This is a genomic window from Polymorphospora sp. A560, from assembly GCF_045781765.1.
In the GTDB taxonomy this organism is placed as follows: Bacteria; Actinomycetota; Actinomycetes; order Mycobacteriales; family Micromonosporaceae; genus Polymorphospora; species Polymorphospora lycopeni.
Genome location: NZ_CP122282.1, coordinates 1,332,954 through 1,345,550, shown reverse-complemented (window position 1 = coordinate 1,345,550; position 12,597 = coordinate 1,332,954). Strand labels below are relative to the sequence as shown.

Sequence of the window (12,597 nt, the reverse complement as noted above, 5' to 3'; positions counted from 1 at the left end):
CGAGTCGGTTACCGAACGTGTCCAAGCTCCGGCCAACGGTCGAGACTCTTCACGAGACCGTTACGCACGGACGGTGACCGAGCGCGGCTGGACCGCCGCCGACACGATCCTCTACGCCCTCGGCGTCGGCGCCGGGCAGGCCGACCCGGCCGACGAACTCCGGTTCACCACCGAGAACTCCACCGGCCACCCGCCCGCCGCGCTGCCGACCTTCGCCACCCTGCTCGCCGCCGACCCGCCGTACCTCGGCGAACCGGCCGCCGTCCGGCACGCCGGGGAGACCCTGACCCTGCACCGGCCGCTCCCGCCGGCCGGCCGGGTCCGCACCACCGCCACCGTCACCGACGTGTACGACCAGGGCAGCGGCCTCCTGCTGCACCACCGGTCGGAGATCCACGACCTGGACGGCAACCCGCTGGCCACCATCGAACGGGCCATGTTCGTCATCGGCGCCGGCGGCTTCGACGGCCGGCGCGCCCCCGTCGCCGACTGGCGGCGACCGACCGACCACCCCGACCACACCGTCAGCCACCCGGTCCGCCCCGACCAGGCGCTGCTCTACCGGCTCAACGGCGACCGCAACCCGCTGCACTGCGATCCCGTGGTGGCCGCCCGCGCCGGACTTCCCCGGCCCGTCCTACATGGACTGTGCACGTACGGCTTCGCCGGCCGGACCCTGCTGCACACCGTCGCCGGTGGCGACCCCGACCGGGTACGGCGGATCAGCGCCCGGTTCAGCGCGCCGTTCTTCCCCGGCGACACCCTGACCGTGCTGGTGTGGCGGCGCCCGGCCGGTGCCCTCTTCCAAGCGCTCGACGGCCGGGGCCGGCCGGTCCTCGACCGGGGCGTGCTGGACCTACGCTGACCCGCCGCCGGGCACAGCGGTCGCAGGAGTTCGTTCGGTATCGGCCCTGGCCGGACCGGCACCGGCGATCACCGCCGTGGTCGTGGCGGTGTCAGCACAGCGAGCAGACGTCGCCACCGGGGCAGTGCCCGGAAGACCTGTCGCCGGTTCGTGTCGGCGAGCCGCCAGGCGCGCTCGGCGGCACCGTCCGGCACGTTCCCCGGGCCGTGGACCACCCGGTCGACCAGGTGGCCCAGTTCCCGGATCGGCTCCCGCGCGCCAGGGAAACGTCTCCCGGCGCTGGCGGCCACCTCACCGGTCGTCATCGCGGGCCCCATCCGCAGTCCGCTTTCGGCATACCGGTCCAGGGTGTCCCACCACGCCCCGAGAACCCGGCCGCGCGGATCAGGCGCCCGGCGCCGGCGGGCCCGAACCGCCGTCTTCAGGGCCGGGCCGGTGGCACCCAACAGAAGGCCGGCAAGGGGCACGCCCAGCAGATAGAGCCAGCCCGGAGCCGCGTCCCCGCTACCGACCGGCCCGCTCGCCGCAGGACCCGGTCCGGTCGTGGCACCGGGCGCCGGCCGCGTCGGGGCAGGCTGCTCCGGCTCAGCCGCCGGCTCCGCCTCGGGCTGTCTCTCCCGCTCCGCGTTCCCCTGCCCAGGCGTGGGGTAGAACGGCACCCAACCGGCTACGGAGAATCGGACCTCGACCCACGCGTCCACATCGCTACCGGTGATCCGGTAGCGGCCGGCGACCGGGGTCTGGTCGGGCCGGAACCCGACCACCACCCGGGCGTCGTACCCGAGCGACCGGGCCAGCACCGCGAACGCCGAGGCATACTGCTCCGCCGTCCCCCGCTTGTCTTGAAACAGCCGCTCGATCTGGAACAAGCCGTGCCCTGCGGGTGGCCGGGCCGAGGTGTCGGCGATGAAGCCACCGGTCCGGGTGAAGTGCTCGGTCATCCGGCGCAGCGCGAGATACCCGGAGCTGTCGCCGACCATGCCGGTGGCCCGCTCGGTCAGGCTCACCGGGAGGTCACCCGGAGGCCGTCGGACCGGCAGGTCGGTCGACAGAGTCTCCGGATCGGGTCGGTTCACCACGCTGCGCGCGGTGTACTCCCCCGGTACCGGACGGTCGTCAGGCAGAACGACGTCGCCGGTCGCCCGGTCCACCCCGAGGCCGCTGACCGACACCTCGAGCGGTCGCCCGGTCGTCAGCAGCCAGCCGAGGGTACCGGGCTCCTCGACCCGGACCCTGTCCTCGATGACCTCGACCGGTCCGGCGGGCGTCACCTCCGGCAAGCGGCCGCTGGCCCGCCAGTAGGTGGCGGTGCTGGTCCAGTAGGTGCCGTCGAAGCTGTCCAGCGTCGCGTAGCGGAGTCGTTGCGGCGGTTCGTCGGCCGCGACGCTGAGCCGCATCGGTAGCTTTCCGCTACGCAGTGCCGGAAATCGGGACAGCGGGCTGGTGTCCTCCCGGGGCCGTACCGGTTGGGTCACCAGGTCCCGCGCGTCGACCGGAGGTGGATCGCCGGCGGCGGACAGCAGCGCCGGACCGAGTTGGCTGCCGGCGACACCGGCCGCCAGCACGGTCACGAGTGCGGCCGCGGTCAGCGGCCACGGCGCTCGGTGCCGGCCGTCGCCACCCGGTCGGGGCCGCGCCCGCCCGGTGTCCAGCGCCAGAACCAGGAGGTACGGCAGCACCACGGCGAGCGCCAGCCACTTCGGGGCTCCGGCGGCGGTGCCGAGGGCGAGTCCGGCCGTCGTCACGAGCAGAGGAACGGGCAGCGCCCAGGCGACCGCGGCACCACGCAGCACCGGTTCGACGGCACCGAGCGCGGCCAGCCCCGCCAGCAGCGCGACCGTGGCGAGTTCGGGACCGGACGGGTCGATCGGTGGCACCGAGGTGAGCAACCGGTACGGACCGTCGACGATCCGTGCCGGCGTGACCAGTACGAGGTAGCCGGCCAGGAGCGCCAGCCCGACCGTCAGGCGGGTCACCGGTACGAGCCGGGTGGCCGCCGCGAGCACGACGCAGGTCACGGCCGTCACCAGCGCGGCACCGGTCACCGGTAGCAGGTATCCGAGGTCGGCCAGCGCCTCGGTCGGGGTGCGGCCGAAGACCGCCGCGAACGCGATGACCGGCGGCAACACCAGCGTCGTCGCGAGCAGCGCTCGGATCGTCCGGGCCGATGTCATCGGCGACCGCCGGAAAGCTGGTTGAAGGCACCAACGGCGGTTCCGGCGTCGGCCGCACGGAGCACGGCCAGCCCGGCGCGGCCGGTGGTGGCAGCACCTTCCGGTACGGCACCGAGCTGCGCGATGACCACCCTGGCGTACCGGCGCCGCTCGGCACTCAGCCGGGTCACGACGGTCTGGTCCGGCCCGGTGATCGCGATCAGGCTGCCGCCGGCCGGTGCGCGGCGCAGCAGTCGGAGCAGGGCGCCGGCGTCCCCGCGATCGGTACGGCGGAGGGCGGCCAACCGATCCAGCTGGCCAGGCCCGCGGGACAGTTCACCGGGCTCCTCCCCGGGCGCCAGCAGTGTGACGGACTGGCCGATCCGGGTAGTGGCCACCAGCAACGACGCGGCCAACTCGACCGCTTCCTCGAACCGTGGCTCGTCGAATACGTCGGGCCTGGTGTCGATCAGGATGGTGGCGGTCGGTTCGCTGGTGTCGACCCGGTCCTGGACGACGAGCGTGCCGATCCGCGCGGTGGAGCGCCAGTGGATCTGCCGGGGATCGTCACCGACCCGGTACTCGCGCAAGGAGGCGAACGCCGTGGAACCGCGTTGGGCGTTCTCGCTGAGCTGGCCCTCGAAATCGAGTGCGATACCGACCGGCAGCGGCCGGACCGGGCGGACCCTCGGGTGCACCCAGAGCTTGGCCGGAGCGGCCAGCCGGGACCGGTGCATGGCCAGTCCCAGCGGATCGCGCCGCTCGACGTGCAGCGGTCCCAGCTGGAACACCCCACGGCGCGGTGTGGGCACCGGGTAGGTCACCCGACCCGATCCGCCACGCGGCAGGGCCGGTACGGCGATCCGCAGCGAATCGCCGTCGATCATGTCGACGACCTCGAACCCGGCGGTGGCCAGCCGGCCGACGTTGCGGATCTCCACCTGGCCGGTCGCGCCGGCGTGGACGGTGACCCGGTCGGGGGTCACCGTCCGGTGCACCTCGACGCGGACCGGCAGCCGTACCAGGAGGGCCGCGACGGCTACCACGGCGAGAAGCGCGGCGCCGACGCCGACCAGCGTCGGATAGCCGGTGGCCACTCCGGCGGCGAGGAGCGCGGCGGCGCCGATCCCGGTGGCCAGCCCGTTACCGGTCAGGCCGAGCAGTTCGGCGGGCCGCCTGCGAAGCCGCCGGTCGGCTCGGCTCACCGGACGGCCGCGGCAAACGGAACGGACACCGTGCCGAGTACGTCACGCAGCACATCGGCCGTACGAACTCCCTGCATGTCGGCCTCGGACCCGAGCACGAGCCGGTGTCCGAGAACCGCTTCGGCGACCGTCTTCACGTCGTCGGGTACGACGTATCCGCGGCCTTCCCCGGCCGCCCAGGATTGCGCCGCCCGGACCAGCGCCAGGCTGCCACGCGGACTCGCGCCGAGCCGTAGCCGGGCGTCGTTGCGGGTGGCCTCGGCGATCCGCGCCACGTACTCGGCGACGGCGTCGGTGACGTGTACACGGCTGACGTACTCGATCATCCAGCGCACCTGCTCGACGGTGGCGACCGGGGAGAGCACCGGTGCCACCCCGTTGCGGGCCCGGGCGACCAGGATGTCGCGTTCGGCCGCCACGTCCGGATAGCCGACCGCGATCCGCAGCAGGAACCGGTCGAGTTGGGCCTCCGGCAGCCGGTAGGTGCCCTCCAGGTCGATCGGGTTCTGAGTGGCGACGACGAGGAACGGCACGGGTACCGGGTAGCTGCGCCCGTCGACGGTCACCTGCCGTTCCTCCATGACCTCCAGCAACGCCGACTGGGTCTTCGGTGAGGCGCGGTTGATCTCGTCGGCGAGCACCAGGTGGGCGAAGGCGGGTCCGGGCCGGAACTCGAACACCCCGGAACGCTGGTCGAACACGTTGGTCCCGGTGATGTCGGACGGCAGCAGGTCGGGGGTGAACTGGATACGGTTCCAGCTCGCGTCGATCGAGGCGGCGAGCGCCTTGGCGAGGCTGGTCTTGCCGACGCCGGGTACGTCCTCGACCAGCAGGTGACCACCGGCGAAGAAGCAGGTCAGCGCGAGACGCACCGCCTCGGGTTTGCCGGCCAGCGCCTGCGCGACGTTGCTCCGGACCGCCTCGTACCGGTCGGTGAAGTATGCGGCCGGGTCCGAGCCCGCGCCGGCCCGCCCGCCGTCGACGGCCTCAAGTTGGCTGCTGGTCATCAGGGGGTTCCTCACTTCGAAACGTGATCGGACGATCAGCCGTCAGCGGTCAGACAGCTCGGCTTCGGGGCGGGTGGCAACGGCTGTGTCGACTCGACCAGCGCCGCCACCTGGAAGCAGTACTCGGTTCGGTGGTCGATCCCGTGCAACACGTACGGCGATCCGGAGCCGGAAGCGACCTCGGCGACCTTGGACCCGTCGCGCAGGATCACGTACCTGACGAAGCCGTCGAGGTGGGTGGCGTCGCTGAACTCCAACCGGACCGTGCCGCGCCGCGGGCTGGTCGCGGTGACCGGCAGCAGGACGAACTGGGGTGGCGGGGGGCCGCTCGGCGTGGCCGCCAGGGTGCCGACCGGTCCGGGATCCGGTCGGCCCACCCACCACCCGACCCCGGTCGCGACCAGGAGCAGCGCGGCCAGGGCCAGCACCGGTTTCCGCCAGCCCCGGCGTCGGACCGGTGCCGGCGGTGGCGGGTCGGGTAGCAGTACGGTCGCCCCGGTCGTCGGCAGTTGCGCGTCCACCGGCGCCCCGCCGACGCTTTCGCCGGTCTCCGGGCCGGTAGCCGGCCCGGTGGTGGCTCCGGGCACGTCAGCACGAGCGGGGTCGGGCCGGACCACCGGATCGGCCGTCTGGACGGGCTGTCCCGCCGGCGGGCCGGCCGGCCGTGGTGGGGGTGCGTCGGCGGGTAGCCCGCTCTCGGAATGTCTGAGCTGGTCGAGGTGGGCGGCGAAGGCGTCGGCGGTTGGCCGCCGGTCCGGATTCTTGTCCAGGCAGGCGTTGATCAGTTGCCAGAGTGGCTCGGCGACGCCCGCCAGCCGGGCCGGCTCTGACACGATGTGCGCCGCCAACGGATCCGGGGAGCCCGCGTATGGATGCCGCCCGCCCAGCAGCTCGTAGGCGACCAGGCCGAGCGCGTAGATGTCGACCGGCGGGCCGTGCGGACGACCGGTCGACGCCTCCGGCGCGACGTAGTGCGGCGTGCCGACCACCTCGGAGACCCGGGTCAGCTGCAGGCCGTCGGCGAACTTGGCGACGCCGAAGTCGACCAGCTGGATCCACGGCTCGCCGCCGCGCCAGGTGACCAGGATGTTCTCCGGTTTGACGTCGCGGTGGGTCACGCCGGCGGCGTGCACCGCGCCCAGCGCGGCCGCCAATTGGGACAGTACCGAGAGTGCCCGGTCGGTGGACAGTGGCTGGCGCCTCATGACCTGGCGCAGGTTCTGCCCGGTTACCAGTTCCATGACGATGGCCAGCGTGTTCCGTTCCGCCACCATGTCGTACAGCCGCACCAGGTGCGGATGGTCCAGTTCGAGCAGCACCTCTCGCTCGCGCAGGAACCGGTGCAGGACGGCCCGGTCACCGGCACGACCCGCGTGCAACTCCTTGATCGCGACCGGCTCGTTGTCCTCACGTCGCCGGCCACGCCAGACGGCTCCGCTGGCGCCCGTCCCGATGAGCTCTTCCTTGAGATAGCCGCGCCCCAACTGCATCGGCGGCGCGGGGCCGATGGCCGCCTCCGGCGGCGCCGGGACACGATGCGTCGGCGGCGAGGTCGGCAGCTCCGCCGGGCCGCTTTCCGGAGTACTCATTGTCTCCACAATGGGCGATGGGACGGTGAGCGGTGGGACGATGCCGGGCTCCGCGTGCGGCACGCGGCCGGGTTCCAATGTCGTCGTACCATAGCCGCTGCGGGCCCCTGCCGGGTTCCTCATCCTGCCGGCACCGCTTCCGCCACGGGCACCTGCACCGGCATGGTCCGTCCCGGCACCACCAGCAACCCCCGCCCCGGTGGCCAGCCGCCGTCGATGGACCTCGGCAGTCGGAGTTCGAAGACCTCGCCGTCCCCGGACGACGGGTTGAGCAGCAGGCCGGCGCGGTTGCGGCACAACAGGCCCAACCAGCCGCCGTGGCGGCTGCGATGGAGATCCTCGATGGCGACCGCCGCGACCAGGTGGTCACCCTCGTCGCGTCCCCGACGGGCCAGTTCCTCCAACTCCCTGGCCATACCCGAAGTGGCGAGCAGTTCGGCGTCGTCGACCACGACCACCACCGGCGCCGACGAATCGGCCCGCAGACTCCGCAGGGTGCCAGGCGGCTCGTCGCCGGTGAGCAGCGCGGCCGCGCCGAGCTGGGTGGCGGCCAAATACAGCGGTGAGCGACGGGGGCAGACCAGCACGAGGGTCGGCGCCGCCGTACCCGACCCGGTCCTGTCGGCGGACGCGGATGGCCCGCCGCCGAGCGAGCTGACGAGGGCCAGCAACGCGCCGGTGCGGCCGGACCGGGACGGCCCGGCGACCAGGAAGCCGTGTCCGAGCTCCACCAGATCCAGGTCGACCGGGGCGAGGTGGTTGCCGCCCACACCGACGGTGATCGTGGTCGGGCGGGCTCGGACCGGTTCCGTCCGCAGGGCGGTGGCCTGGGCGACGGTGATGGTGTCCGGCAACGGATCCACCCGCGCCGGCAGCGCGTGTGCCTCGATGCCGGCCGCCCTGTGCCGTGCCTCGGCGGCCAGCCGGTCGACCGCGGCCGCCTGCGCCGTGCCGTCGGGGTCGGCGTCGAGCAGGGCGACCTGTACGTCGACGTGTCCCGGCAGCACGATCGCCCGGCCGGGCGGCAGGTGCGCCGGCACCTGCCGCGGGTTCAGGCCGTAGGCGGCCAGCGCGTCCCGGTCCGGGTGGGCGAGCACGATCCGGGTGGCCACCGCACCGGCGAGGCGGTGGGTGAATCCGGACCGGTCGGTCGCCAGCACCGCGACCACGCCGACCGCCGGCCCCCGGCGCAGGAGGCCGTCCAGCAGGTCGACCAACCGCCCGCCGTCCCGGTCCACGTACCGCGTCACGAAGGACTCGTACCTGTCGAGCAGCAGCACCAGGTAGGGCAACGCCTCTCCGGCGGCGGCGGACCGCTGCTCGGCGAGCGACCCGAAGCTGTCCGCGGCGAGCACCCGTTGCCGGCGGTCGATCTCGGCCGCCAGGAAGGTCAGCACCCGCTCGGTGCGGTCGGTCTCGGCGCCGGTGACGTACGCCCCGCAGTGCGGAAGTCCGGCGAGCTGCGCGAGTGCCTGGTTGCCCTGGTCGAGGACGTAGAGGTGGACGTCGGCGGGCCCGCTGCGGGTGGCCAGCCCGGTGGCGAGCACGCGCAGCGCAGTGGACCGTCCACTGCGGGCCATCCCGGCGACCAGCACCGGCCCGGTCCGAGCCAGGTCGAGCACGTACGGCTCCTGGACCTGTCGCCGGGGATGGTCGGCGAGCCCGATCGCGACGGCCACCGGCGAGTCCGGGCCGGTCGGGTCCGGGGTGGGGAGTTGGTCGGCGACGAGCAGTTCCGGCAGCGGCGGCAGCCACGGGCTCGGCGGCGTGGCCACCCCGACCCGCCGGGCCGCCTGCCGGATCGCGGCCACCAGCACGGTGAGGTCGGTCTCGTCGGCAGCACCGTCGTCCGACGGTTGCCCGTCCGACGCGGGCCGGAGCCGGCCGAGTTCGCCGACGGTCCGCGGTGACACGGTCACGACCGCCGGGTCGGCGGTGCCCGCCCTCTCCCGCGGCCAGCCGATCCGGGCGGCCTGGAGCAGCGTCAGGTCGGTGTGTCCGGCCCGTAGGTAGGCCCGGCCGGGTTGATGGCGTGAGAGCCGGGCGGCATCCGGCACATCGATCACGTCACCGCTGTCGCCGGCGCTGGTGACCCGTAGACAGATCCGCAGGTTCAGGTTGGCCCGGAGCTCGGCGTTGACCACACCGGCCGGGCGCTGGGTGGCCAGCACCACGTGTACGCCGAGACTGCGTCCCCGCATGCCGATGCCGACCACGCCGGTGACGAACTCGGGTACCTCTTCGACCAACGAGGCGAACTCGTCGATCACGATGACCAGTCGGGGCAGCCCAGCGCCGGTCGACCAGTAGTCCTCGATGTCCTTCGCCCCGGCGTCGGCGAGCAACGCCTCGCGCCGGCGCAGCTCCGCGCCGAGCGATTCCAGGGCTCTCGACACCAGGTGACCGTCCAGGTCCGTGATCATGCCGACGCAGTGCGGCAGCTGGCGGCATTCCGCGAACGCGCTGCCGCCCTTGTAGTCGACCAGCATCAGGGACAGGGCGTCCGGCGCGTTGCCCAGTGCCAGCCCGACGACCAGGGTCTGCAGCAACTCCGACTTGCCCGCGCCACTGGTTCCGGCGACCAGCGCGTGCGGCCCGTCCCGCCGCAGGTCGACGGTCACCGGTCCGTCGGGACCGACGCCCAGAAGCACCTCGGTGGTCCGTCCGCCGGTCGCCCAGCGGCGTTCCACCGCCTCCGGACCGGGGTCGCGGCCGAGTCCGGCCAGCTCGAGCAGACGTACGGTGTCGGGTAGTCCACCCCCCGCACCCCAGTGGCCGCCGAGCACCCGCAGCGGCGCCAGCGCGTGGGCGAGTTCCGTCGCGTGTGCGACGGACAGCCGGTCCAGCAACACCGATTCGGTGACCGGCAGACCGGGACGCCGCAACCGGGCGCGGGTGCCCGAGGTGCTCGTGAGGACGACGGTGGCCGCGCACTCGGCGGGCAGGTTCGTCTCGTCCGCGTCCAGGCACACGGCGTAGACGCCGCCGTCCGGCCCCTCGGTCAGCAGTTCGGCGAGCCCGGGCAGGCCACGTAGCCGTCGGGCGCCGTCGGCGACGACCACCAGCCGGCGGCCGACGACAGGCTCGCTCCGCAACGTCGCCTGCCGTTCCGCCTGCCGCTCGTCGACGACGCGCCGCAGTTCGGCGAGTCGGGCCCGGACCTGTTCGGCGTCGGTGGCGACCATGCGGCGGCAGGCCAGTTCCGCGGTGTGCGGCAGGGTGTGCGGCAACCAGGTGACCCACTCCCACTCGGCGGCTTCCGCCTGCCCGGTCAGCACGACCAGCCCCACGTCGTGCGGAGCGTGCAGGGTGGCCAGGTGCGCCAACAGTGCCCGTACGGTCGCCAGGAGCGGCTCCCGGGGGCCGGCCAGCCCCAACACCCCCACGGCCGCCAGATCGATCGCGGCCGGCGCGTGGTCGACCAGGGGCGGTACGACCGCGTCGTCCTCCTCCGGAGAACCGGTTGACCGGCCCTCCTGTCCGGCGAGGACGGCGTCCACCGGCCGCGGGGCGAGACCGACCCGGATCCGCAGGAAGTCCTCGTCCGAAGGGCGGCGTTCGAAGAGACGGCGGGTCGGCCGGCCGGCGATCCGCAGTAGCCGCCCCGGGTCGGGCAGCGCCTCCCGCCAGCTCCGCCCCTGCTCCTGGGCAAGGGCGTCGAGCCGGTCGGTCAGCTCCGTGCGTTGCCGTTCGTACTCCCGCAGCGCGGCGCGGTGCTCCTTGCCGCCGTTACGCCGGTCGGACAGCAGGTTGGCGAGCACCAGGACCGGCGACAGCGCAAGGAAGATCAGAAAGTAACCCGCCGCCGGGTAGACCACGTACATGACGCCCGCGAGCAGTAGCGGTACCAGCATCATCAGCAGCGGGAAACGTACCCGGCGGGGTCGCTCCGGCCGGCGGGGCACGGTCAACCGGACCGCCGCCGGCCGGAACGAGATGCGCGGCGGACGGTTGTACCGCACGACCTCGCCGTCCGCTGCCACATCGACAGGTGCGTCCGACGGTGTCGCCGCCCGTACCGCGAGCACCGTCTCCCCGACCGCGAACGTGTCGCCGGGCCGGACGACCACGGGCGCGACGAGGCGGACGCCCCGCCAGGCCGTCCCGTTACGCGAACCGGTGTCGCTCAACTCACCGGTTCCCTCCTCGTCGGCCCGCAGGCGCGCGTGGGTCCGGCTGACCTCCGGATCGCTCAGCACCAGGTCGGCTTCGGCGCCACGACCGATGAGCAGGGTGCCGTCGCCCGGTATCGGGACGGAGACGATCTCGGCCCGGCCGCCCACCACCGCCAACTCCCGGTCGCCGGGCACGGTGCCCGTGCCGACCGGGGCGACGCTCTCCCCGGAGAGGCTGAGCCGTACCCCGGTCGGTAGGGCGAGCTCCGCCAGCGGGGTCTGCCCGGGTACCGGCTCGCCGGCCACCCACAGCCCCGTCGGCGATGCCGCCGCACCCCTCTGTTCGGCGAGGGCCCGGGCGAGGTCGTGTGCCGTGGCCCGTGAGCCGGCCCGCACCGTCAGCGCCTTCTCCCCGCCGGGTACGGCAAGGCGTAGCTCCCGTTCCATGTCGGTCCGCGCCTTCGCCCCACGCTCCCTCAGTCGACGCTCAGCCGCCGACCTGCTCCAGCGCCTCGGTACGCCGGCGTACCTCCTGGGCCGCGTCCTCCAGGGCCGCGGAGAGCCGCATCAGCGCCGGCTCGTACTCGCTCTGCCAGGCCGCCCGGAAGCGGTCCGCGGCACCGCCGCGCCAGTACGTGTTGTCCAGCTCGGTGCGCAGATCGCGGAGCAGGGTGTCCACAGTGGCGCTCTGACGCCGGAAGTTGCCGTTCAGCGAGTGCAGTTGGGTGATCTCGCCGCCGATGACGGGCATCGCATCTCCTTCGTTGGTCGGTGTCGGATCCGACGCTAGGAGCGGTACGGCGAGCCAGCCATCGGCAGGGTTCCCCAACTGTCTCGGCCCACCGGCCGGCGGCCCCGGCTCACCGGGGCAGCAGGGCCAGGTCCTCGCGGGTCACCAGACCACGACCGATCGCGTACTCGGCCAGGTTCGCCAGCGCGAACGAGCCGTGCAGGTTCGGCACGCCGGCCGCGTCCAGCCGGGTCCGGAGGTATTCGATCCGCTTCCGGAGCGTCGATTCCGGCCAGCCCAGCCGTTTGGCGGCGGCGCCGTACGACTGGGGGTGCGGGTCGTATCTGGGTGGCTCGCGCAGGTAGCCGGCGAACAACGCCACCATCGCCAGGCGGTCGGCGTCTTTGATCAGCACGTCGGCGCCGATCGCGGTCGCGACCTCGGCGGCGGCCGGTCGCGCCGTCGTGTCCGTCGCTTCGGCGCGCTCGGCGGCCGCCGGCAGCAGTCGTAGCAGATGCTGCCCACGGGCGCCGTCCACGAGCACCATGGTCGGCGTCTCCACCGCGACCCGTCGGGCCGGGGGCAGCACCTGACGGAAGCCGACATCGTCCACGACGGACAGGGTGCGGGTGTCGGACGAGTTCGTCAGCCACCACACGCCGTTCTGCCGGTGGACGGTCCCGGCCGTGCGGGAGATGCTGACGTCGTCCGGGTCCAGGAGGATGCCGCTGTTTCGGGACCGGCCGAACGTCACCCGCTCGTCGCCCGCCAGTTCACGCACCCCACCCGCGTATTCGATGCGCATCAACGTCGTCGATCGCCTTTCCTCGGGCGATGGGAAACCCTCCCCAACGCGGAACTCACCGCCAGGAGGCATCATCCCCTATTCTCGGACACCGCCGGCCGCCCCGTCGCCGTGCCCGCACCCGGCTC

General features: G+C 73.4%; 8 protein-coding genes. 1 reads left to right on the top strand and 7 read right to left on the bottom strand.

Going from position 1 to position 12,597, the window contains the following annotated elements:
• The first annotated feature begins 73 nt into the window (after nt 1-73).
• A complete protein-coding gene (locus QCD66_RS06175) occupies nt 74-865 on the top strand; it encodes a MaoC/PaaZ C-terminal domain-containing protein (RefSeq protein WP_375733007.1) in 792 nt (263 codons plus the stop codon).
• A 68-nt stretch (nt 866-933) separates the two neighbouring features.
• Here QCD66_RS06175 and QCD66_RS06170 read toward each other — a convergent pair whose 3' ends face one another.
• The 7 genes from QCD66_RS06170 to QCD66_RS06140 all read right to left on the bottom strand — a co-directional run bounded on the left by QCD66_RS06170 (nt 934) and on the right by QCD66_RS06140 (nt 12,469).
• Nucleotides 934-3,039 (bottom strand): transglutaminaseTgpA domain-containing protein, encoded by a 2,106-nt coding sequence (locus tag QCD66_RS06170; RefSeq protein WP_375733008.1) that lies wholly within the window; start codon nt 3,037-3,039, stop codon nt 934-936.
• Nucleotides 3,036-4,223, bottom strand: a complete 1,188-nt coding sequence (locus tag QCD66_RS06165) for a DUF58 domain-containing protein (RefSeq protein ID WP_375733009.1) — start codon at nt 4,221-4,223, stop codon at nt 3,036-3,038. The genes QCD66_RS06170 and QCD66_RS06165 overlap by 4 nt, the downstream gene beginning before the upstream one ends.
• Nucleotides 4,220-5,230, bottom strand: a complete 1,011-nt coding sequence (locus QCD66_RS06160) for an AAA family ATPase (protein WP_375733010.1) — start codon at nt 5,228-5,230, stop codon at nt 4,220-4,222. The genes QCD66_RS06165 and QCD66_RS06160 overlap by 4 nt, the downstream gene beginning before the upstream one ends.
• Before the next feature lie 35 nt (nt 5,231-5,265).
• Nucleotides 5,266-6,819, bottom strand: a complete 1,554-nt coding sequence (locus tag QCD66_RS06155; protein WP_375733011.1) for a protein kinase domain-containing protein — start codon at nt 6,817-6,819, stop codon at nt 5,266-5,268.
• Nucleotides 6,820-6,938: 119 nt separating this feature from the next.
• Nucleotides 6,939-11,381, bottom strand: a complete 4,443-nt coding sequence (locus QCD66_RS06150) for an FtsK/SpoIIIE domain-containing protein (protein ID WP_375733012.1) — start codon at nt 11,379-11,381, stop codon at nt 6,939-6,941.
• 40 nt (nt 11,382-11,421) lie between these two features.
• A complete protein-coding gene (locus QCD66_RS06145; RefSeq protein WP_375733013.1) occupies nt 11,422-11,685 on the bottom strand; it encodes a WXG100 family type VII secretion target in 264 nt (87 codons plus the stop codon).
• Nucleotides 11,686-11,794: 109 nt separating this feature from the next.
• On the bottom strand, nt 11,795-12,469 hold the full coding sequence (locus QCD66_RS06140; RefSeq protein ID WP_375733014.1) for a hypothetical protein: 675 nt from the start codon (nt 12,467-12,469) through the stop codon (nt 11,795-11,797).
• Nucleotides 12,470-12,597 lie beyond the last annotated feature (128 nt).

Coding starts and splice junctions, on each gene's coding strand:
- QCD66_RS06145 (WP_375733013.1), bottom strand. CDS start 11,685: ATGCCCGTCATCGGCGGCGAGATCACCCAACTGCACTCGCTGAACGGC.
- QCD66_RS06140 (WP_375733014.1), bottom strand. CDS start 12,469: ATGCGCATCGAATACGCGGGTGGGGTGCGTGAACTGGCGGGCGACGAG.
- QCD66_RS06150 (WP_375733012.1), bottom strand. CDS start 11,381: ATGGAACGGGAGCTACGCCTTGCCGTACCCGGCGGGGAGAAGGCGCTG.
- QCD66_RS06155 (WP_375733011.1), bottom strand. CDS start 6,819: ATGAGTACTCCGGAAAGCGGCCCGGCGGAGCTGCCGACCTCGCCGCCG.
- QCD66_RS06170 (WP_375733008.1), bottom strand. CDS start 3,039: ATGACATCGGCCCGGACGATCCGAGCGCTGCTCGCGACGACGCTGGTG.
- QCD66_RS06160 (WP_375733010.1), bottom strand. CDS start 5,230: ATGACCAGCAGCCAACTTGAGGCCGTCGACGGCGGGCGGGCCGGCGCG.